22 protein-coding genes are annotated in these 20,083 nt (G+C 70.3%); 12 read left to right on the top strand and 10 right to left on the bottom strand.

Annotated elements, in window-relative coordinates; genetic code table 11:
* Positions 1-16: 16 nt before the first annotated feature.
* Positions 17-982 carry an ATP-binding protein gene (locus ABD352_RS38420; protein ID WP_344617480.1) on the bottom strand — a complete coding sequence of 322 codons (966 nt, stop codon included), beginning with the start codon at positions 980-982 and terminating at the stop codon, positions 17-19.
* Between the two features lie 204 nt (positions 983-1,186).
* Here ABD352_RS38420 and ABD352_RS38415 point away from each other — a divergent pair, with 204 nt between their 5' ends.
* The 4 genes from ABD352_RS38415 (at position 1,187) to ABD352_RS38400 (ending at position 7,193) form a co-directional block, all read left to right on the top strand.
* On the top strand, positions 1,187-2,101 hold the full coding sequence (locus tag ABD352_RS38415) for a metal ABC transporter solute-binding protein, Zn/Mn family (protein ID WP_344617479.1): 915 nt from the start codon (positions 1,187-1,189) through the stop codon (positions 2,099-2,101).
* A 20-nt stretch (positions 2,102-2,121) separates the two neighbouring features.
* Positions 2,122-2,943, top strand: a complete 822-nt coding sequence (locus ABD352_RS38410) for a metal ABC transporter ATP-binding protein (protein WP_344617478.1) — start codon at positions 2,122-2,124, stop codon at positions 2,941-2,943.
* The gene (locus tag ABD352_RS38405; RefSeq protein WP_344617477.1) at positions 2,940-3,902 is read left to right on the top strand and encodes a metal ABC transporter permease; all 963 of its coding nucleotides are present in this window, start codon (positions 2,940-2,942) and stop codon (positions 3,900-3,902) included. Before ABD352_RS38410 ends, ABD352_RS38405 begins: the two co-directional genes overlap by 4 nt.
* An 84-nt stretch (positions 3,903-3,986) precedes the next feature.
* Entirely contained in the window at positions 3,987-7,193 is a 3,207-nt protein-coding gene (locus ABD352_RS38400; RefSeq protein ID WP_344617476.1) for a GH92 family glycosyl hydrolase, read from the top strand.
* A 190-nt stretch (positions 7,194-7,383) separates the two neighbouring features.
* Here ABD352_RS38400 and ABD352_RS38395 read toward each other — a convergent pair whose 3' ends face one another.
* The 4 genes from ABD352_RS38395 to ABD352_RS38380 all read right to left on the bottom strand — a co-directional run bounded on the left by ABD352_RS38395 (position 7,384) and on the right by ABD352_RS38380 (position 10,468).
* A complete protein-coding gene (locus ABD352_RS38395; RefSeq protein ID WP_344617475.1) occupies positions 7,384-7,839 on the bottom strand; it encodes a hypothetical protein in 456 nt (151 codons plus the stop codon).
* Between the two features lie 74 nt (positions 7,840-7,913).
* A complete protein-coding gene (locus ABD352_RS38390; protein WP_344617474.1) occupies positions 7,914-8,120 on the bottom strand; it encodes a RidA family protein in 207 nt (68 codons plus the stop codon).
* Between the two features lie 25 nt (positions 8,121-8,145).
* Complete coding sequence (locus tag ABD352_RS38385; protein WP_344617473.1) at positions 8,146-9,531, bottom strand: DUF1996 domain-containing protein; 1,386 nt, start codon at positions 9,529-9,531, stop codon at positions 8,146-8,148.
* Positions 9,532-9,889: 358 nt separating this feature from the next.
* Positions 9,890-10,468, bottom strand: coding sequence for a helix-turn-helix domain-containing protein (locus ABD352_RS38380; RefSeq protein ID WP_344617472.1), 579 nt, complete (start codon positions 10,466-10,468; stop codon positions 9,890-9,892).
* A 523-nt stretch (positions 10,469-10,991) separates the two neighbouring features.
* Between ABD352_RS38380 and ABD352_RS38375 the strand changes: the two genes are divergently transcribed.
* Positions 10,992-11,624: a class I SAM-dependent methyltransferase gene (locus ABD352_RS38375; protein ID WP_344617471.1), complete on the top strand. Its 633-nt coding sequence runs from the start codon at positions 10,992-10,994 to the stop codon at positions 11,622-11,624.
* Here the strand turns inward: ABD352_RS38375 and ABD352_RS38370 are convergent.
* Positions 11,605-12,114 (bottom strand): helix-turn-helix domain-containing protein, encoded by a 510-nt coding sequence (locus ABD352_RS38370; RefSeq protein WP_344617470.1) that lies wholly within the window; start codon positions 12,112-12,114, stop codon positions 11,605-11,607. The genes ABD352_RS38375 and ABD352_RS38370 overlap by 20 nt on opposite strands.
* Before the next feature lie 104 nt (positions 12,115-12,218).
* Between ABD352_RS38370 and ABD352_RS38365 the strand changes: the two genes are divergently transcribed.
* Together ABD352_RS38365 and ABD352_RS38360 are read left to right on the top strand one after the other, a co-directional pair.
* Entirely contained in the window at positions 12,219-12,617 is a 399-nt protein-coding gene (locus ABD352_RS38365) for a hypothetical protein (RefSeq protein WP_344617469.1), read from the top strand.
* A 200-nt stretch (positions 12,618-12,817) separates the two neighbouring features.
* Positions 12,818-13,204, top strand: a complete 387-nt coding sequence (locus ABD352_RS38360; protein WP_344617468.1) for a VOC family protein — start codon at positions 12,818-12,820, stop codon at positions 13,202-13,204.
* A gap of 188 nt (positions 13,205-13,392) precedes the next feature.
* On the opposite strand, the gene ABD352_RS38355 is transcribed toward ABD352_RS38360, so the two are convergent.
* Both ABD352_RS38355 and ABD352_RS38350 read right to left on the bottom strand, forming a co-directional pair.
* Positions 13,393-14,091 carry an alpha/beta fold hydrolase gene (locus ABD352_RS38355; protein ID WP_344617467.1) on the bottom strand — a complete coding sequence of 233 codons (699 nt, stop codon included), beginning with the start codon at positions 14,089-14,091 and terminating at the stop codon, positions 13,393-13,395.
* A 165-nt stretch (positions 14,092-14,256) separates the two neighbouring features.
* Positions 14,257-14,811, bottom strand: coding sequence for a nucleotidyltransferase family protein (locus ABD352_RS38350; RefSeq protein WP_344617466.1), 555 nt, complete (start codon positions 14,809-14,811; stop codon positions 14,257-14,259).
* Between the two features lie 231 nt (positions 14,812-15,042).
* On the opposite strand from ABD352_RS38350, the gene ABD352_RS38345 reads away from it, so the two are divergent.
* Entirely contained in the window at positions 15,043-15,624 is a 582-nt protein-coding gene (locus ABD352_RS38345) for a GNAT family N-acetyltransferase (protein WP_344617465.1), read from the top strand.
* Positions 15,625-15,753: 129 nt separating this feature from the next.
* Here the strand turns inward: ABD352_RS38345 and ABD352_RS38340 are convergent, their stop codons facing one another.
* The gene (locus ABD352_RS38340) at positions 15,754-16,578 is read right to left on the bottom strand and encodes an SCO6745 family protein (protein ID WP_344617464.1); all 825 of its coding nucleotides are present in this window, start codon (positions 16,576-16,578) and stop codon (positions 15,754-15,756) included.
* Positions 16,579-16,759: 181 nt separating this feature from the next.
* Positions 16,760-17,347 carry a DUF6892 domain-containing protein gene (locus tag ABD352_RS38335; RefSeq protein WP_344617463.1) on the bottom strand — a complete coding sequence of 196 codons (588 nt, stop codon included), beginning with the start codon at positions 17,345-17,347 and terminating at the stop codon, positions 16,760-16,762.
* Positions 17,348-17,384: 37 nt separating this feature from the next.
* Between ABD352_RS38335 and ABD352_RS38330 the strand changes: the two genes are divergently transcribed.
* The 4 genes from ABD352_RS38330 (at position 17,385) to pqqE (ending at position 20,083) form a co-directional block, all read left to right on the top strand.
* Entirely contained in the window at positions 17,385-17,597 is a 213-nt protein-coding gene (locus ABD352_RS38330) for a hypothetical protein (protein WP_344617462.1), read from the top strand.
* Between the two features lie 277 nt (positions 17,598-17,874).
* Positions 17,875-18,018, top strand: a complete 144-nt coding sequence (locus ABD352_RS38325) for a hypothetical protein (protein WP_344617461.1) — start codon at positions 17,875-17,877, stop codon at positions 18,016-18,018.
* Positions 17,997-18,695: a pyrroloquinoline-quinone synthase PqqC gene (pqqC, locus tag ABD352_RS38320; RefSeq protein WP_344617460.1), complete on the top strand. Its 699-nt coding sequence runs from the start codon at positions 17,997-17,999 to the stop codon at positions 18,693-18,695. The genes ABD352_RS38325 and pqqC overlap by 22 nt, the downstream gene beginning before the upstream one ends.
* The gene (gene pqqE, locus ABD352_RS38315) at positions 18,692-20,083 is read left to right on the top strand and encodes a pyrroloquinoline quinone biosynthesis protein PqqE (RefSeq protein ID WP_344617459.1); all 1,392 of its coding nucleotides are present in this window, start codon (positions 18,692-18,694) and stop codon (positions 20,081-20,083) included. Before pqqC ends, pqqE begins: the two co-directional genes overlap by 4 nt.

Genomic DNA, 20,083 nt, shown 5'->3' with positions numbered 1-20,083 from the left:
CCTCCTCGGTGCGATGTCAGCGCGCGGCGGCGGTCGCCGGCGCCAGGGTGAAGCCCGGGGCGATCTGGGCGGTCAGGTCGGCGCCGGCGCGGTCGTTGCCCCACGCGTGCGCGTTGCGCGTGTGGAACTCGGCGGCCTGCTCGGCGTACCGAATCCAGTTCTTTGTGCTTGTGTCGAGCGCGGCCTTGAGCTCGGCCAGGGCGTGGGCGTTGGCGGGTTCGAGCTCGCCGATCGGCAGGTGCCGGCCGCGCTCCGCGGCCTTGACGAAGCCGGAGCGGCCGAACCAGCACAGCAGGTCGTCGCCGACCTCACCCCGCAGGAAGTCCACGTCCTCGGCGTCGTCGACCTTGTTGCCGACCACGACGATGCGTACGCCGTGGTCGCGGGCGTAGCCGACGTACTGCCGGTACACCCCGACGCTGCGTACCGTCGGCTCGCACACGAGGAACGTGCAGTCGAAGCGGGTGAACAGGCCGGACGCGAACGAGTCGGCACCCGCGGTCATGTCGACGACGGCGTACTCGCCGGGCCCGTCGGCCATGTGGTTGAGCAGCAGCTCGACGGCGCCGACCTTCGAGTGGTAGCAGGCGACGCCGAGGTCATCAGCGGCGAACGGGCCGGTGACGGCGAGGCGCACGCCGCCGATGGCGCGCACGAGCTTCTCGTACAGCGGATTCGCCTCGGCCACGCCGACGATCCGCGAGCCGGGCCCGGGCGGCGTGGTCTTCAGCATCGCCGCGGCGGAGGGGATGCGCGGGTTGTCGCCGCGCAGGTACTCCTTGACCTCCTCCAAGTGATCCCCGAGCGCGGGCAGCAGCGCCGCCTCGTCCGGGTCGGCACCGAGCGCGACGGCCAGGTGCTGGTTGATATCGGCGTCGAAGGCCAGCACGCGCGGGGCGTCCTGGACCGCGAGGAAACGACAGAACAGCGCGGCGAGGGTGGTCTTACCACTGCCACCCTTGCCGACGAATGCGGCTTTCACCCCTTGTTGGTATCGGTTTCCATTTCCGGAGTCAAGCGGAACCGCCGAACGGCAACCGGCGTCCCTGACATGCAGTTATGCGCTTGTGGCAATGAATTCCACGGACTTGATTGCGACGATGTCCGTGGCCTAAGGTCTTCTTGGAAACGAATTTCATTACGGATACTTGATTGAAGGTGGCATACAGTCGTGGTACGTCGAGGTGTGACATGGTGGAGCGCCGGGGCGCTGTCGCTGGCGATGTTCCTGACGGCGTGCGGTTCGTCCTCGTCGCAGCAGCCGGCCGCGGCCCCGGCCAGTCCCGCCGGCGGGGCGACGGTGTCGGTCGTCGCGTCGACCAATGTGTACGGCGACATCGTCAAGCAGATCGCCGGCGACCGGGCGTCCATCACGTCGATCATCAGCAACCCTGACGCCGACCCGCACTCGTACGAGGCGAACACCCGGACCCAGCTGGAGCTGTCGAAGGCCAAGGTGGTCATCGAGAACGGGGGCGGCTACGACGACTTCGTCGACACCATGCTGAAGTCGGCCGGCGGCACCCCGAAGGTGCTCAACGTCGTCGACATCTCGGGCAAGAAGGCCGCCGACGGCGAGGAGCTCAACGAGCACGTCTGGTACGACTTCGCGACCGTGGAGAAGCTCGCCGACCAACTGGCGGCCGTGCTGGGCGAGGCCGACCCGGCGGGCGCGGCGACCTTCACCGCCAACGCCGCCACGTTCAAGCAGAAGGTCCAGCAGCTGCAGGCCAGGGAAGCGGCGATCAAGGCCGCCCACACCGGCGCGGGGGTGGCCATCACCGAGCCGGTGCCGCTGTACATGCTGCAGGCGTGCGGCCTGGTGAACAAGACACCGGCCGAGTTCAGCGAGGCGATCGAGGAAGGTACCGACGTACCGGCGAACGTGCTGCAGAAGACGCTCGACCTCTTCGCGCACAAGGACGTCGCGCTGCTGGCCTACAACGAGCAGACCGCGGGTCCGGAGACGGAGAAGGTGCTCAACGCGGCCAAGGCGGCCAACGTCGCGGTCGTGCCGGTGACCGAGACCCTGCCCGACGGCAAGGACTATCTCTCGTGGATGGGCGGCAATCTGACGGCGATCGAGACCGCGCTGCGATGAGCACCCGCACGACACCGGCAATGACCGACGCCGCGCGCGCCAGTGCCCCGGCACTGGCGTTGCGCGACGCGTCGCTGCGCTACGGCCGGCGCCGCCTGTGGCAGGGACTGAGCCTGCAGGTCGAGCCCGGCGAGTTCGTAGCGGTACTCGGCGCGAACGGCTCCGGCAAGACCAGCCTCCTGCGCGCCGTGCTGGGCCTGCAGCGGCTCGACACCGGCACGCTCATGGTCGCCGGTCACCCGCCCCAGCAGCGCCGCGACGACGTCGGATACGTCCCGCAGCAGCGCCACATCGATCCGCTGGTCCCGCTGCGCGTCCGTGACGTCGTCGGCCAAGGACTCGACGGCCACCGATGGGGCACCGGCTGGCCGCGGCCCGGCCGCCGTAGGCGGATCGAGGCCGTCCTGGCCGCGGTCGGCGCGACCAGGCTCGCCGACATGCCGATCGGGCTGCTCTCCGGCGGCGAGCAGCAGCGCGTCCGGATCGCGCAGGCGCTCGTCGCCGACCCGAAGCTGCTGCTGTGCGACGAGCCGCTGCTCTCGCTCGACATGCGCAGCCAGCGCACCGTCACCGCCCTCGTGGACAGCCGGCGCCGGACCAGCAGTACCGCGGTGGTGTTCGTCACCCACGAGATCAACCCGGTGCTGCCCTACGTCGACCGGGTCCTCTACCTGGCCGGCGGTCAGTTCCGGGTCGGCTCCGTCGACCAGGTGCTCAACTCCGCCACGCTGAGCGAGCTGTACGGCATGCCCATCGACGTACTGCACACGGGAGGACGGATCGTCGTGGTGGGCCTGCCGGAAACCGCATCGGACGCACATCACGCCCTGGGCGTCGCATGACCACGACCGGCTTCTGGGACCAGATCTTCAACTTCGCCGACTACCCGCAACTGCTGGCGCTCGTGCACAACTCGCTCATCGCCGGTGCGGTCCTCGGCGTGGTCGGCGGACTGATCAGCACCTTCGTCATGAAGCGCGACCTGCCGTTCGCCGTGCACAGCATCAGCGAGCTGTCGTTCGCCGGCGCGTCGGGCGCGCTGCTGCTGGGCGTGAACGTCGTGGCGGGCTCCCTGTTCGGCTCGATCCTGGCCGCCGTGGTCATCGGCGCGCTGGGCAACCGGGCCCGGGACCGCAACTCGATCATCGGCGTGCTGATGCCCTTCGGGCTCGGGCTCGGGGTGCTGTTCCTCGCGCTCTACAAGGGCCGGGCTGCGAACAAGTTCGGGCTGCTGACCGGACAGATCGTGGCGGTCGACACGCCGCAGCTGTCGTGGCTGATCGTGACCTCGGTGATCGTGCTGCTCGGCCTGGCGCTGATCTGGCGTCCGCTGAGCTTCGCCAGCACCGACCCCGAACTCGCGGCCGGCCGTGGTGTACCGGTCGCCGCGCTGTCGACGGTGTTCATGCTGCTGCTCGGCCTCACCGTGGCGATGTCGGTACAGGTCGTCGGCGCCCTGCTGGTGCTCAGCATCGTGTGTACCCCGGCGGCCGCGGCCATGCGCGTCACCGCTTCGCCCCTACTCGTCACCGTGCTCAGCGTCGTCTTCGCGGTCGGCTCGATGGTCGGCGGCATCCTGCTCGCCCTCGGCAGCAGCATCCCGATCAGCCCGTACGTCACCACCATCTCCTTCACCATCTACCTCATCTGCCGACTCGTCGGCGCCTACCGCAGCAGGCGCGGCTGGACGAGCGTGCCGATCGAGGCCGACCCCGAGCCGGATACCGCTGGTGCCGGCTCACGAGGAACGCGCACACCCTCCGCCCGTATCCCCACTGAGGGTGGAAACGTCAAGTATTGACAAATCCCGCTCATTGGCGGCAACCTCAACGAGCGTCGATTTCGGCGGTCGGCGGCCACTCACCGGATGACTGATCGGAGCGACGTGAGAAGGCTGCTGTGTAACATCCTGGCCGCGGCATGCGCCGCAGCCGTCACCGTGACCGCCGTCGGCGCCCCCGCGAGGGCCGCCGTCCCCGCCGACCTGACGAGCCTGGTCAATCCGATGATCGGGACGCAGAAGGAGGGGAACACGTTTCCCGGTGCGGCGCTGCCGTTCGGGATGGTGCAGGTCAGCCCGGACACGGGCTGGGGGACCGGCTACAACTACGACCACGCCAAGGTCTGGGGGTTCTCCCAGACGCACCTCTCCGGCGTCGGCTGCCCCGTCGCCGGGGAGGTTCCGCTCATGCCCACCGTCGGCGCGGTCAGCACGAACGACCCGAACACGTACGGGCAGGCGCTCAACCACGCCCAGGAGCAGGCCACGCCGGGCTACTACCGGCTCGGGCTGGGCAGCGGCGTGACCGCCGAGCTCACCGCCACGCTGCGGACCGGCTGGCAGCGGTACACGTTCCCGGCCGGTACCCAGTCCAACGTGCTGTTCAACACGGCGCAGGCGCGTGGGCAGGCGCAGGGGGCGAGCGACTCGTCGGTGTCCATTGTGGGCAGTGACACCGTCGAGGGCTCCGCGACCGTGAGCGGCTTCTGCGGCCCCTCGCCGGCGCACACGGTGTACTTCACCGCCCAGTTCAGCCGCCCGTTCGCCTCGTTCGGGACGTGGTCGGGCTCGACGTTCACCAGCGGCTCGCGGGCGTCGTCGGGCAGCGGCGCCAAGGGCGGCTGGGTGCGCTTCGACACCAGCTCCGACCGGGCCGTCACCGTGAAGGTCGGGCTCTCCTACACGGGGCTTGCGGGGGCGCGGGCCAACCTGGGCGCGGAGACGTCGGGCTTCAACTTCGACACGGTACGCCAGGCCGCCCACGACACCTGGAACGCCAAGCTGCACAAGGCGGAGGTCGACGGCGGCACCACGGACCGGCAGGTGGCCTTCTACACCTCGCTGTACCACTCCCTGCTGCATCCCAACCTCGCCGGCGACGTCGACGGGGCCTACCGCGGCTTCGACAACGCCGTGCACACCGCGTCCGGGTACACGCCGTACCAGACGTTCTCGCTGTGGGACACCTACCGCGCCCAGAACCAGCTGGTCGCCCTGCTGGAGCCGCAGGTCGCCCGCGACTCGGCGCTGTCGCTGCTCGCCGTCGACCGGGAGCTGGGCTGGCTGCCGCGGTGGGCGCTGGACAACACCGAGACGAACACGATGACCGGCGACCCGGTGACCCCGTTCCTCGTCGACCTGTGGTCGCGCGGGCTGCTGTCCGGCTACGAGGAGCAGTTCTACACCGCGCTGCGCAAGAACGCGTTCGGCACCCCGCCCGCCTCGACCGGGCTCAACGGCCGCAACGGCAACCCGTACTACGCGGCGCTGGGCTACGTGCCCACCGGCGTGGTCTGCAACCCCGCCAACCAGTTCGACCACGACTGCCAGTACCCGAGCTCGGCGACGCTGGAGTACGCGGCGGCCGACTCCGCACTGTCCATCATGGCCCGGGCGCTGGGCCACACCGCCGACGCGGACACCCTCGCCGCGCGCGGGCAGAGCTACCGCAACCTCTTCGATCCCTCGATCGGGTTCTTCCGGCCGCGTAACGCCAACGGGGTCTTCGCGCCGACGTACTCGCCGACCGACGGGGCACACACGTTCCACGAGGCCGGGGCGTACCAGTACCAGTGGCTCGTCCCGCAGGACCCCGACGGCCTGGTGGCGCTGCTCGGCGGCCAGGCGGCGGCGAACACCCGGCTGGACCAGTTCTTCGCCTACAACAGCCTGCTGACCGACCTGTCCGGCACGGCGCACAACACGTGGGTCAACGGCGCCTACGACTACTACAGCTTCACCACGTACAACCCGAACAACGAGCCGGACCTGCTGGCGCCGTACACGTACCTGTGGACCGGCCAGCCCTACAAGACGGCGACGGTGCTGCGCGGGGCGTACACGCTGTTCGCCAACGGCCCCAACGGCGTCACCGGCAACGACGACCTCGGCACCATGTCGGCGTGGTACGTCTTCGCCTCGCTCGGCCTGTACCCGCTCATGAACGGCGCGAACTTCTACGGCCTCAGCACACCCCAGTTCCCCTCGGCGAAGGTGACCGTCGGATCGTTCGGGTCCCAGCAGGGCGGTACCGTCACCATCAACGCGCCCGGCGTGAGCGACGCGAACCGGTACATCGCCACCGCGAGCCTCGGCGGCACCGCCTTCACCCGGACCTGGCTCTCCCAGGCCGACGTGGCCCACGGCGCCGCCCTCGACTACACCGTCTCCGGCACCCCGGGCGCCTGGGGGACCGGCGCCGGTGACAAGCCCCCGTCGGCGAACCACACCACGCCGCCGGCACCGCAGACGAACCTGGCCCAGAGCCGGACCGCGACCGGGTCCGCCTCCTGCGCCGCGACCGAAGGTCCGGACAAGGCCGTCAACGGCAGCGTCACCGGCGGCAACACCGACAAGTTCTGCTCGTCGGCCGGCCCGTCCTGGCTGCAGGTCGACCTCGGCTCGACGCAGACGGTGAGCAAGCTGGTCGTCAAGCACGCCGGGGCCGGCGGTGAGCAGGCCGGCTTCAACACCAAGGCGTTCAACATCCAGCTCTCCACCGACGGCAGCACGTGGACGACCCCGGTGACGGTCACCAACAACGCGGATCCCGTGACCATGCACCAGATCGCGGCCACGCCGGCGCGGTACGTCAAGCTCAACGTGACCACGCCGACCCAGACGTCGGACACGGCCACGCGCATCTACGAGCTGGAGGCGTACGGCGCCACGCAGACCAACTTCGCGCTGAACCGCCCCGCCACCGGCTCGACGGCGTGCGCGGCGAGCGAGGGCCCGGAGAAGGCGGTCAACGGCAGCGTCTCCGGCGGCAACAGCGACAAGTTCTGTTCCGGGGTCGCCGGGGCCTGGTTGCAGGTCGACCTCGGCGCGACCAGGACGATCAGCCGCTTCGAGCTCGCGCACGCCCAGGCCGGTGGCGAGTCCGCCGACTACAACACCAAGGCGTTCACGATCGACGTGTCCAACGACGGCACGACCTGGACCCGGGTCGTCACCGTCACCGGCAACACGGCCGCGAACACCACCCACCCGGTGAACGCCTCGGGCCGCTACGTCAAGCTCACGGTGGGCACGCCGACCCAGACGAGCGACGGCGCGACCCGCATCTACGAACTGCGCGCAATCGGGTGATTCCCCGGTTCACCCCCTAGTGTCCCGCGCCTGAAGTTCTTCGGCGGTCTTGGTCCAGATGAACGGGCGTGGATTGCTGCTCCATTCGGCGATCCACGCCCGGATGTCCGCCTCCAGGGCCTGAACGCTCTTGTGGGCGCCGCGCACAGCGGCCGGCCGGGCGCTGAGCATCGGCTCCCGGTCGGGCCGGTCAGCGGGGTGCCGTGCCGGCCCGCCGCGCCCGCCAGGTCAGCCGCAGCCAGACCACGACGAACGCCCCCAGCCCGGCCAGGAGCGCCGTGCCGATCAAGATCGGCGCGACCAGCCAGGTGAACAGGCTTGTGGTGGCCCGCTCCCCGTTGCCCCAGCCCTGGACCTCGGTGCCGGGTCGCAACAGGGTGCTGTCGATCGGCCCGGACACGGTGCGGCCGTCGCTCAGCCGCCACGTGCCCCGGCAGGCCTGGGTGGCCTTGGGTCCACTCAGGTCGCAGAACTCGACCCGGACGGCCACCCGCTCCGCCGCGATCGCCTGGCGGGCGAACATCACGGGCAGCACCAGGGCTGCGGCGATCAGCAGCAGCGGCATGAGCCGCCGTTGCCAGCGGGGCCGAGCGGCCATCCGCGCGGAGTATCCACCAGGGACGTACGCCGGGGGATGGGATGCCATGCTCCGGAGGCTATCAGCGGGGTCCCTCGTCCTGGTGTCCCTGGCCCTGGTCGCCGCTGGCGCCGGCCTGGGGCTCAGACGACGGCCAGCGCGTCGATCTCCACCCGGAACGCCGGATGCACCAGGCCGCTCACCTGCACCAGCGAGCTCGCCGGAGGGGCGGCCGGGTCGATGAACTCGTCGCGGACGGCCCGGAACACCGGCAGGTCCGCGAGGTCGGTGAGGAAGACGGGATGATGGGCTGGGTGAGCCCGGGCCGGGGGCGGGGGCGTGCCGCGCACGCCCCCGCCGTTGTGGTGTGGCGGACTAGAAATTGCCTGCCGTGTTGCACTTGGCCTTCTGCCGCACGCAGTCCTTGACCCGCTGGCCCATCGCCGTGTTGTCCCAGGCGAGGAACGCGTCGCCGTGGATCGAGGAGGCCATGCCCGAGGCCAGCGTGAAGCCGGCCGCGCTGCCGTGGGTCGGATACGCGATCACGAACGAGATGTTCGGGATGGCGACCGGGAACTGGCCCTGGCACTTGCCGTTGACCGCCGGGCCGAGGTGCGACTTGTGGTCCGGGCTGTCCAGGTGTACGCCGTCCCAGCAGTCCGGGAACACCAGCTGGTAGTTGAGGTACGCCGTCTGGGCGCACAGCGGCCAGTTGCCGTCGCTGCTGCGGCCGATCTCGCCGCCCGCGCCGGCGCACCAGAACTGGTTCGGCGAGCCCGCCGGCGTCGCCGCCTGGAGCTTGGCGTCGCCGGAGATCATCCGGAAGCCCTGCGGGAACGGCATCGTCACGCTCGGGTCCGGCAGCCGTGAACCGTAGTACACGGTCACGCCGCTGGGCTCGACGGCTACGCCGTTCTCGTAGAGCGTCGGAATCCAGTACGCCGACAGGTCACCGGCCGGCGAGCAGGACGACGCGCTGTTGTTGAGCAGGGTGTCGGTCGTCGTGTTCGCGTTGGTGCTTCGGTTGCCCAGGAAGCTGTGCATGTGCGAGGCGCCGGCCAGGCCGGGGAAGACGATCGGGTCGTCCTTGAACGAGTGGCTGTACGTGCACGCCGCGTTGAACTCCGAGACGCGCACGGCGTTGGCCGGGGCCGGGTGCGTCGGCAGCGCGTTGAACGCTGCCACCTGCGCCTGCCACTTGTTCTGGTCCATGTTCACCCAGCCGGCCCCGCTGCTGGGCGGGGTCGTGGTGCCGCCGGTGCCGAAGACCTGGAACTCCCACAGCGACACGCCGTACTGCGTGGCCCGCTTGGTCGTGTTGAGCTTGACGTAGCGGCCGGAGCCGTTCACGGTCAGCGTCTGGGTGCCGCCGGTGCCGTTCACCGTGGTGTTGATCGTGCTCCAGGCGGCGCCGTCGGCTGAGGTCTGGATGGTGAAGTCCGTGGCGTAGGCGTTCTCCCAGTTCAGCACGACCTTGGTAATGGTGGCGCTCGAGCCGAGGTCGACCTGGAGCCACTGCGGGTCGCTGAACGCGCTCGACCAGCGGGTGCCGGCGTTGCCGTCGACCGCGGCGGAGGCAGGGGTGCCGCCGTTCTCCGTCGATGAGGCGGTGGCGGTCTTGCCCTGGGAGATGGGAGTCTCGGCGGCGTCGGCGGAACGCAGCGCGAGGTTGGTCAAGAATGTGCCAACGAGCGCGGTGGCCGCAGCGCCGAGCAGAATTTTGCGCAGCGGGGATCGGCCCGCGCGTGCGGGTCGGGTCATGAAGCATCCTCCGGGGTTCGGCGGGTCGGCCGGGGGGCGGAGTCCGGCCGATCTTGCCAGAGAGCGCTCTCTGTGAAGTTCTCACTGTGAACCCGAGCCTTCACGCATGTCAATGCCTATAGCGAAATGGGAGAGCGCTCTCCCGCAGTGCCGCTTTATGACGAATTTATGACGAAGACGGAGAGCGCTCCCCGGCGAGGCGCTCCCGCGGCCAGAGATCCTCGCGGAGCTGGAGGGTCCTGGGCGGCTTCGACGACGACCTCGCCGGGACGGCTGAGGCCGTGGTGACCCGAACCGCGCTCGGCGCCCGCGCACACGGTCTGACCTAGCCTGACGACCATCGGGCCGATGCCGGCCGTCAGAGGGTACGGGTGCGGGCCTTGAGGTGGGCCCGCTCGCCCTGGCGGCCGAAGAGCACGAGCAGCTCGACCGGCTGGTCGCCGTCGGGTCCGAGCCAGTGCGGCACGAGTGTGTCGAACTCGGCGGCCTCACCCGCCTTGAGGATCACGCTCTGCTCGCCCAGTAGCAGGTGCAGCCGCCCGGCGAGTACGTAGACCCACTCGAAGCCCTCGTGCGTCTCCGGCTTCGGTTCGACGCCGGGCCGCGGCGGGATGATCAGCTTGTGCGCCTGCACCCCACCGGGCCGGCTCAGCGGCACGAACGTCATCCGGTCCCGCGTCACCGGCCGCAGATGGATACGCGGATCACCGGTCCTCGGCGCGCCCACCAGATGATCCAGCGGCACCGCGTAGACCTCGGCCAGCGGCAGCAGCATCTCCAGTGTCGGTTTGCGCGCGCCGCCCTCCAGCCGCGAAAGCGTGCTCTCGTTGATCCCGGTCTGCTCCGCGAGCTCGGCCAGGGTCAGCCCCCGGCGGTGGCGCAGTTCCCGCAGCCGGGGGCCGACCGCGGCGAGGACGTCCCGCTTCGCGCTGCTCATGTTCCCACCCTGCCGAACCGGCCCGGCCCGTCACCAGCCGAGTTGCCGAAACGGCATGCATCGTTGCGGCCCCGGCCCGGCCACGAGCAGTGTCAACGCATCGGGCCGGCCGCGGCCGGCAAGCCGCCACGATGTGCCCGATCTCCCTGCAACCATGAGGACTCGTCGTTCATGACTCCCGACATCGACACTGATCACCAAGGGGAAAGCCCGGTCCTGGACCCGCGGCGCTGGCTCGCCCTGACGGTGATCTCGGGGGCCACCCTGATGGTGGTGCTGGACAGGCCCGGGCGTTCGGCGTCTACGGCGCGCTGCAGGGCGCCGGCGGCGCGATCGGCCTGATCGCCGGCGACCTGCTCACCGAGTACGCCGACTGGCGCTGGTGCCTGTTCGTGAACACCCCGATCGCGCTCGCCGCCGCCCTGTTCGCTCTCGCCATCGCCTGCGTCGCACTGCTCATCCGCACCCGGCCCACCATCTCGCCCGCGCCCGCCGCGCTCATCGCCTGAGAGAGGTCACTCTGATGACCGAGACCACAGCCTCCGCCACGTTCTGGGAGCAGCACTACGCCGGCCTCGACACCGGATGGGGCACCCGCCCCAACGTCATCCTGTCCGGCCTCGTCACCGCCCTCGCACCCCGTCTCGGCAGGGCGCTGGACCTCGGCTGCGGGCACGGCGGCGACGCCCTCTGGCTCGCCACCCGCGGCTGGCACGTCACCGCCGTGGACGTGTCGGCGACCGCCCTCGACCGGGTCGCCGCGGGAGCCGCCGCCGCAGGCGTCGCCGACCGCGTCCACCCGGCCCGCCACGACTTGGCCCAGAGCTTCCCGGACGGCGCGTTCGACCTCGTCACCGCCACCTACTTCCACACCCCGATCGAGATCCCCCGCGACGATGTCCTGCGCCGCGCCGCCGCAGCGGTCGCCCCCGGCGGCCTGCTGATCGTCATCGAGCATGCATCGCTCGCACCCTGGTCCTGGCAAGCTGGCCAGGACATCAGGTTCCCCACCCCAGAGGAGTCCCTGGCAGCACTGCACCTGGGCGCCGGCTGGAAGACCGAACGATGCGACGCACCGAACCGGACCGCCACCGGCCCGGCGGGTCAGACCGCGACCGTCACAGACAACATCATCGCTATCCGCCGAACACCGTGACCTGACAGCCAGCCTCCTGCACCATCACGGCCTCCCGGTGCAGGAGCAGCCTGGCGGCACCAGATCGAGGTTTGTGAGGGCCGTCATTGCCGTCGCCGGGCGCGATGTCGCGCACCTGCTCGATGTACCCGGACCGCACCCACCAGGCCGGCTCGACGCTCTGCCCGACCGCTTCGCGGCCCGCGGCGCCGCCGCGGTTGTGGTCGGTACGGTCCAGAAGCGTGCGGGCGCGGTCCGCCGCGGCGGCCTCGGCGTGCTCGCGGGCCCGACGTTGCTCGGCCGGGGTCCCACCCAGCGTCCCGGCGATCGCGGCGGCGACAGCCCCGCTCGGGATGTTCTTGCCGCTGAGCACCTCGCTGAGGTAACTCGCCGAGATCTTCGCGGCCCCGGCGGCCGAGCGCAGGGACGGGCGTCCGGCGCGCTCGCGAAGTTCGGCGAACAGGTCCAGCAGATCGCGGTGGCGGCCCACCGTCCGGCGGTCGCCGCTCATCGTTCCGCCGCGATGTCCACCCGGACAGGGTATCGACACGCCTCACGCCGTTCGCTGCGCGCGCGCTGATTAGCGATCAGGTCGCCCGACACTACGCTCGCTGGATGCGCTACCTCAGCCGGCAGTTCGCCATCGGAGCCTTACGCCGCGGACACGGCATCGAACAGTTCCTCGGTGGCAGCGAGATCGGAGGCCAGCCCGCCATCCAGTGGGTCGCGATCAGCCCTATGAACGGTCAATACCGCATCTCGCTGCATACCGTGCAGGACCCTGATGACGACCAGGTAGGCGACCTGCCCAGCCTCATCTCGCTGGACCCAGTCGACGAAGCGTACGTAGGCGAAGGGCGAGAACTGGGCGCCAGTGAGGACGAGACCGAAGCGATATCGCTCGCCGAGCAACTCACGCACGCACGCCCCGGCCGCTGGGTCAACCACGCGGTAGCCGGCGACGAATACATGGATTATGTCCGAAGTCGGCGAGACTCTGCCCAAGCGGCGTAGCCGACAGAGGCATCACGAAGTTCACGCCAGAGCCTCGTTGTTATGAGCGAGGCCAGCATGGACCGCCACGCCGCGAACCGCCGGCTCAAACACTTGGCCGCCACCGCTGGCGTGGGGATGTCCCGGATGCACCCGCACAATGCTGCGGCACACGTTCGTGACGACCATGCGCGACGTCGGGAGCGAGTACGGTCGGCGCCATGACGGTTGTTGCACGCGTCGGATCGGTCACCCTCGACTGCGCCGACCCGCAGGCGTTGGCCAGCTTCTACCAGGCCGTCACCGGCGCCGATCGGGAATACGATGGCGACGAGGCGGTCGCGCTGGCCCCGGTTCAGCCCGGCGGGATCAATCTGTGCTTCCAGCGGGTCGCTCATTACCAGCCGCCACGCTGGCCTGGCCAGGCAGCGCCGCAGCAGTTCCACCTCGACCTGTACGCTGCCGATCCGACCGCTGCGGAAGCCCGCATGATTGAGCTCGGCGCTACCCGTGCGCAGCATCAGCCGGGTGGGGACCGCTGGACCGTGCTGCTCGACCCGGCCGGTCACCCCTTCTGCCTGGCGGCCGATCCGCAGCCGCCCGCTTGACAGCGCCCGGTTCCGTGCCGCGAGCCGTCAGGACGCGGAGGAGACGCCGGTCGGGTCGGTCGTAACACGATCCAGACGCCGGTTCGCGAACTGTGCCCCACCGCGACGCGCCGTCTGGAGACTTCGGCCAGCATGATCGGGTGCGGGGCGCACCCGATCAGTTCAGATGCGGGCATGCCCGGCACAGGTCATGAAGTGGTGCAGGCGTCGGTGACGGTCTTGGTCCACACCTCGGGGTGGGTGAACCAGAAGTCATGCGGTACACCGGGCACCGTAGAGAACCGCCCGTGCGGAACGAGTTCGGCAAGCTGCGCCAGAGGCCAGGACGGGCGGATGTCCTCGCCGGCGGCGATGAAATGCATCGGTACGCCGCAGTCGGCCAGCCCTCGCCACAGACCGGGCCGATGGATCCATTCGGTGAACGACTCGGCGAGCGCCGCATGGACCTCAGGCACCCAGTCAATGTCGACGACGGGCTCCGAGGCCTTACCGGCCTCGTAAACGTCGGACCACGTACGGTCACGCTGGGGGCCTCTACCGGCGATGCCGACCACCGCGGTTACCACCTCGGGATGCTCGACGGCGTAGCGCACCGCGAGGTCACAACCCCACGAGTGGCCAACCACGATCCAGGCGGGTGCACCCACCCTCGTACGAATGCTTTCAAGATCCTGGATTGCCTCTTCCATGGTGTGCGGGCCGCCGCCCGAGCGGCCAACCCCGCGCGGCTCCGGGTACCAGGCACGGTGGCCCAACGGAGCGATCTCGTCCCGCGCCAGATACTGAACACAACCGGGACCGCCCGTCAGCACAACGACGTCAGGTCCGTGGCCAGTCACCCCCACGGACAACGCAGCAGTTCCGACATCAACCGTCCGAGACTCCATGTCCACGAACGCTATCGACAACGGCCCGTCCGCTCATACCGCCGTGGGCGCGCAGCGGCCGGCCCGTGCTCGTCACAGCGGGTGACCAGCGGTTCACCAACGCGCTCGACTCTGCCGAGAAGAGGACGTCCTGTCGGGCTGGGTTCCCTTCGCTTGACGTGAGCGTTAGATCTCCAGCCGCAGTCCGGCCCAGCGGTCGAGCCATCCCTTGGCCTCCACGCGGCGCTGTACCTTCGCGCGGCCCGCTGCGTTGTTGAAGGCTGGAGAAGGGCGGACAACCATTCCCACAAGGTCCGCCAGCCCATGGCAGGTCACCAGGCGAACAGCGTCACCCCGCAGCGTAACCGCGACGCACGTTGCCGTTTCGGGCCAGCGCGAGATCGCGTCCAGGGCGGACGTGTAGGGCTCATCGCCATTGCGCAGATGCATCCGTGCTTGGTTACGAATCTCCCACGGCACCCCAGGCAGGGCCACCATGGCTCGGGCTTCGGCGCGTGCGTCCTCGCGCGGGTCCAGCTTCTGCGGGTCAAAGTAGGCGACATCCACGTCGCGCTCCGGCGAGGCCGGGAGGTTGCTGATCGCGTCCCAGACGCGGTTGCGTACGAAGCCGGCACCGATCCACCAGTCCGGTAATCCAAGGTCGGCCGTAGCCCGAAGGACGCTCATCGCTCCCGGGTCCGACTCGATTACGCCTACAACGTCCTGCGCGCTCAGAACCACCCCAGGGACCCTAGACCAGCGGAGGTACGCACCGCTTGCGAGGCGGGGGCTGGAGGCAGAGGTGTGCGGCGGCTGGCCAGCGCTCGTCACAGACGGTGACTGGCACGGCGAGGCTGAGGCTTCTTGTCCTGCCGATGAGCGAGCACGTCGTTCCGTCCGCCCGCGAGAAACCCATTGCGAGTGGCCGGCACCGGATGTCTGGTTGATCGGCCACCAATCGCAGGAGGGAACATGACGCCCAAGTCGCTGCCCACCCCCACGCTGCACACCGCTCGTCTTCGACTGCGTCCCTTCGACGACGCGGATGCGAACGACCTCTTCGCGCTGCACAGCAACGCCTACGTACTGCGCTACTGGGACGCGCCGCCGTGGCGCGAACGCGGGCGCGCTGAGCGGTTCATCACGGCTTGCCGGCAGATGGCAGAGGGGGGCACCGGGGCGCGGCTGGCCGTGGATCGTGGCTCCGGCGGGGCGTTCATCGGCTGGTGCGGCCTGAGCCGATGGAATCCGGACTACCGCAGCGCATCGCTGGGCTACTGCTTCGACGATGCAGCGTGGGGCCACGGCTACGCGACGGAGGCCGCGCGCGCGTTGCTGCGGTGGGCTTTCGACACGCTGGACCTGAATCGCGTCCAGGCTGAGACCGATACGCGCAACGTGGCATCTGCCCGCGTGCTGGAGAAGCTCGGGTTCGTGCGTGAAGGGACGTTGCGGGAAGACTGCGTCGTGAACGGCGAGGTCTCTGACTCGTGGGTCTACGGGCTGATCAGACGAGAGTGGCGGCCGTCGTCCGAGCCGCTGCCCGCCCGCTGAGTCCTCGCTCCCTCGCGCGACGTCGCCCGGCATCCAGGCGCTCCGCTTCGCTGCCTCGAGGGCCGATACTGGGCACTCTCATGCCGCCGACAAAGCGCTGGGGTCGTGGCCGTCGCCTGATGCGCCCACTCAGTCGTCGGCGGCCTTCACCGCGGCGGCGATCGGCTCGAGCCTTGCGATCAGCTCGTCGAGTTCGTTCGTGCTGAGCACGTCGTACGCCGGCGCCGCCAGCTCGTCGGTGAGGGCCTCGATCCGCTCCTTGGTCTCTCGGCCGGCGTCGGTGAACCCTCCGGCGGCGTCCACGAGGCCGCGGCCGCGCAGCCCGTCAACGACAGCGGCCAGCTGCGCCTTGGGCAGGTGGTGGACTCGGCCGAACTCCTCCGCCCGCATTCCGAGGGAGAGCGCGAGCAGGACGTGGGCCTCGGTGCCGCCGATGCCGTGGGCGACCAGGGCGGCGTTGTGGCCGTCCCCGCGATGCTCCCGCAGCAGCGTCGCCGCGTGCCAGAGCCTGGCCACCGGCTCCTCGGGCACGTCGAGCGCCCGGAGCCCGGCGTACAGCACGCGACCCTCAGTCGGCGCGCTGACCGCTGCTCGGGTAGCGAGATCGGCGACCCGCACCAGCCCGGGGGAGTCGGCGAGCTCCCCGATCATCTGCTGCAGCGCGGCGGCGCTGCTCCGCTCGCGCACGGCGATCGCCTCCTGCGGGGTGGTCTTCCCCCACACCCACGGGATGTGGCGCGCCACCTCGCCGTCGGCGAAGTTGTAGAAGACCGCGTGCACCACCTCGGCCGGTGCCAGCCCCAGGGGCGCGGCCCGTCCCGCGAAGTATCCGTCCCAGTAGTTGCGCATGCCGAGGGCCAGGAACGCCTCGTTCGGCACCTCCGAGAAGGTGACGGTGGCGATCGGCTCGACGAGCTCGAACATGCGGTGGACCTTGGCTTGTGCGTGCTGCATCGGTCGGCATCTCCTGAAGTCGTGACGGCGCCCGCCCTCGTGGGCGGCCCCTCACCCCGGCTACGAACAGCACTGCCCGGATACGACAAGTCCGGTCGACATCAACCTAGCCAAGATCACCTTACGCTCATGCCGCGGTGGGGGACTGCGATGTGCCGATCGCCGGCGCGGGCGGCTGTGCTCAACGGCGTCTGGGATAGCGGATCGTCACGCCGCGGGCCTCCATGCGGGTCAACGCGGCAGGGTCGTCGAGGCGGGCCAGGGTGACGTCCAGGTCGCGCAGCGCCGGCAGTGACTCCAGTGCCCCGGCCGTTGTGCAGTCGCCGGTGAGGAGCAGCTTCGCGAGCGTCGGGTGGCCCGTCAGCGGAGTCAGGTCCAGCGGCGCCGGGTGGTAGCCGTGGCCGTCGAGGTTCAATGACCGCAGGCCCGACAGTGCGTGGATGCCCTCCAGCGACGTCACGTTGTAGTCGTCGGACTCGCCGCCGGTGTCGATGTCCAGGGTCTGCTCGATGAGCATGTAGATCTCGTTGCCGCCGTCGAAGTCCAGCCGGTCGACCGCCGCCGCGAGGGCTGGCGGCACGGCGAAGGCGTGCAGGAGGTTCAGCGATGCCGCCAGGCGCGGGCCGGGGCCCGGATAGCCGTCGTCCGGGCCGTCCGGTCCGGTCGAGTCGATGATGGTCGTGAGATCGGTGGCGGCGATGCCGCCGACGTCCAGTAGGGCGCCCAGGACACCGAGGTGCATGCCTCGGTCGGCGAAGACGATGGTCACGACCCCGAACGTATCGCGTCAGGGACGGCTTCAGAGGGTGGAGCGGGTCGTCGGCCACGATTGGTTGTCGGCGCTGCGAGCCGCCGTCCGTGCGCGATCAGTCGTCAAGGCAGCCGGCACCCGCCCATCCTCGGCAGAGGGGACGCTCAGCCGTCATGACTTTGGCCGCCGCTCGTGCCTCGAATTGACTGGCGGCACCGTCTACCGGGAGCGGGTCGAGCAGGCCGCGCTCGCGCACCAGGACTCCTGACCTGCTCAACCACCCAGCGGTGAACACCGAGGCCGGAGGCACCTCGTGCAGGCGTTGCCACTTGCCAGCGCATCCGCTCTCGAAGCAACGCCGGCGTGCGCCGTTTGCCGATTTCACCTGGCGCGCGGCCCGGCAGATCGTCGCCGGCCGCGCATGCCGGCCGCCACCGCGGGTAGTGGACACGCTCGTGAGGCGGCGGCGACTTTCGCTGAGCTGCGCTGCTCTTCAGCCGCCTTGACGTATCGCGGATCCGAAATGACACATCGGAGGTGAGGCCATGCCGGCCGCAAAGTATCAGACCCCGCCCGCGGCGCCGGCCCGGCGGAGCTGGACCCCGCCGCGCGTCGAGTGCCTGGAGACCCGACCCGAGATCACCGCGTACTCCGGAGCCGGCGATCCGTGGCTGACGAACACCCGCTGAGTCGCGAGGATCTCGCCGCGACGCTGCGGGGGCTCTCGGCGCGCTACTGGGACAAGCACCCGTTCCACGTCCGCCTGCACGCCGGAGGCTGCTCGCCGGACGAGGTCCGTGCCTGGGTGGCCAACCGCTGGTACTACCAGCGCTGCCTGTCCCAGAAGAACGCCGCCATCATCGCCAGCTGCCCGCTTCCGGAGGTGCGCCGGCGCTGGGTCGAGCGCATCGCCTTCCAGGACGGCAGCAGCGACGGCGCGGGCGGGCTGCAGGACTGGCTCGTCCTCGCCGAGGCGGTGGGGCTCGACCCCGCCGAGGTCCGCGACGAACGCCGGGTGCTGCCCGGGGTCCGGTTCGCCGTCGACGGCTACGTGAACTTCTGCCGCACGAGGCCGTGGACCGAGGGCGCCGCGGCCGCGCTGACCGAGCTCTTCTCGCCGGATCTGATGGCGGACCGGATCCGCGCCTGGCAGCGACACTACGACTGGATCAAACCCTACGGCTTCGCATACTTCGAGAACCGCATCCCGGTCGTGCGGCGCGACAGCCAGTACACCCTCTCGCTCGTGCTCGACCATTGCCGCACCCGGGAGCAGCAGGACGCCGCCGTCGCGGCCCTGTCGTTCAAGTGCGACGTGCTGCGGGCGATCCTCGACGCCGTCGACTACGCGGGGATGCGCCGGTGAGCGGCGCCGGCCTGAGCGCCGGGGTACGGCTCGCATACGACCGGGTCCGCGCCCGGCCGGCCTTGCTGTACCCCGAGGGTGTCCTGTTGCTCAATGAGACGGCCGGGCAGATCGTGGCCCGGTGCGATGGCGTGCGCACGGCTGGTGACATTGCCGGCGACCTCGCGCGCGACTACGACGGCGTGTCCGTCGAAGAGGTCAGCGCGCTCCTCGGCGACCTGGCGGACCGTCGGCTGGTCGCGCTGGACGGCACCGGCCGCCCGGCCGGGACCGTCGGCTTCGACGCCGCGGGTGAGGATCCCGGCCCGTCGCCCCGCGACCCGGCGCCGCTCGGGCTGCTCGCCGAGCTGACCTACCGGTGCCCGCTGCACTGCACGTACTGCTCGAACCCGGTCGAGCTGTCGGCGTACCGTGACGAGCTCGGCACCGCCGATTGGCTTCGGGTGCTCGACGAGGCCCGCGACCTCGGCGTGCTGCAGGTACATTTCTCCGGCGGAGAACCGATGCTGCGCCCCGATCTGGTGGACCTCGTCGCCCACGCCCGCACGCTCGGGATGTACAGCAACCTCGTCACGAGCGGCATCCCGCTCTCCGAGGCCAGGCTGGCGGCGCTGGCCGGCGCGGGGCTGGAGCACCTGCAGCTGTCGATCCAGGACGCCGAACCGGCGGCGGCGGATGAGGTCGCCGGGATGCCGGCGCACGACCGGAAGCTGGCCGTGGCCCGCCAGGCGCGAGCATACGGGCTGCCGCTCACCGTCAACGTGGTCCTGCACCGCGCCAACGTCGGCCGGCTGCTCGCGATCGCCGAGTTGGCCGTCGGCCTGGGCGCCGACCGGCTGGAGCTCGCACACACCCAGTTCTACGGCTGGGGGCTGCGCAACCGGGCCGCGCTGATGCCGACCCCGGAGCAGGTCGCGACCGCACAGCGGGACGCGGAGACGGCGCACGCGCGGTACGGCGACGCGCTGGAGCTCGTGTACGTGGCGGCCGACTACCACGCCGACCGCCCGAAGCCGTGCATGTCCGGCTGGGGCGCCCGCCAGCTCGTCGTGGCGCCCAACGGCGACGCGCTGCCCTGCCTCGCCGCCGCGCAGCTACCGGACCTTGGCATCGAGAACGTCCGCGCACGCCCGCTCGGCGACATCTGGTACTCCTCACCGTCCTTCAACCGGTTCCGCGGTACCGGCTGGATGCCCGACCCGTGCCGCTCCTGCGCGCTGCGCGAGATCGACTTCGGCGGCTGCCGCTGCCAGGCGTACCAGGTGACCGGCGATCCGGCGGCGACCGACCCCGCCTGCGGCCTGTCCCCGCACCACGAGCGGCTGACCCGCATCACGGCGGCGGCCGGCACCGCGGCGGCGGCCCCGGTGCCGCGGCGAATGGCCTGA

Origin of the sequence: Dactylosporangium salmoneum (assembly GCF_039532525.1) — a bacterium.
In the GTDB taxonomy this organism is placed as follows: Bacteria; Actinomycetota; Actinomycetes; order Mycobacteriales; family Micromonosporaceae; genus Dactylosporangium; species Dactylosporangium salmoneum.
The sequence above is the reverse complement of the archived record's forward strand: the minus strand, read 5'-3'. Positions and strand labels throughout refer to the sequence as shown.

Excerpts from the sequence above, each read along its gene's own strand:
- ABD352_RS38410 (WP_344617478.1), top strand. The coding sequence starts at position 2,122 with ATGACCGACGCCGCGCGCGCCAGTGCCCCGGCACTGGCGTTGCGCGAC.
- ABD352_RS38405 (WP_344617477.1), top strand. The coding sequence starts at position 2,940 with ATGACCACGACCGGCTTCTGGGACCAGATCTTCAACTTCGCCGACTAC.
- ABD352_RS38395 (WP_344617475.1), bottom strand. The coding sequence starts at position 7,839 with ATGGCATCCCATCCCCCGGCGTACGTCCCTGGTGGATACTCCGCGCGG.
- ABD352_RS38385 (WP_344617473.1), bottom strand. The coding sequence starts at position 9,531 with ATGACCCGACCCGCACGCGCGGGCCGATCCCCGCTGCGCAAAATTCTG.
- ABD352_RS38380 (WP_344617472.1), bottom strand. The coding sequence starts at position 10,468 with ATGAGCAGCGCGAAGCGGGACGTCCTCGCCGCGGTCGGCCCCCGGCTG.
- ABD352_RS38375 (WP_344617471.1), top strand. The coding sequence starts at position 10,992 with ATGACCGAGACCACAGCCTCCGCCACGTTCTGGGAGCAGCACTACGCC.
- ABD352_RS38370 (WP_344617470.1), bottom strand. The coding sequence starts at position 12,114 with ATGAGCGGCGACCGCCGGACGGTGGGCCGCCACCGCGATCTGCTGGAC.
- ABD352_RS38365 (WP_344617469.1), top strand. The coding sequence starts at position 12,219 with ATGCGCTACCTCAGCCGGCAGTTCGCCATCGGAGCCTTACGCCGCGGA.
- ABD352_RS38360 (WP_344617468.1), top strand. The coding sequence starts at position 12,818 with ATGACGGTTGTTGCACGCGTCGGATCGGTCACCCTCGACTGCGCCGAC.
- ABD352_RS38355 (WP_344617467.1), bottom strand. The coding sequence starts at position 14,091 with ATGGAGTCTCGGACGGTTGATGTCGGAACTGCTGCGTTGTCCGTGGGG.
- ABD352_RS38345 (WP_344617465.1), top strand. The coding sequence starts at position 15,043 with ATGACGCCCAAGTCGCTGCCCACCCCCACGCTGCACACCGCTCGTCTT.
- ABD352_RS38340 (WP_344617464.1), bottom strand. The coding sequence starts at position 16,578 with ATGCAGCACGCACAAGCCAAGGTCCACCGCATGTTCGAGCTCGTCGAG.
- ABD352_RS38325 (WP_344617461.1), top strand. The coding sequence starts at position 17,875 with ATGCCGGCCGCAAAGTATCAGACCCCGCCCGCGGCGCCGGCCCGGCGG.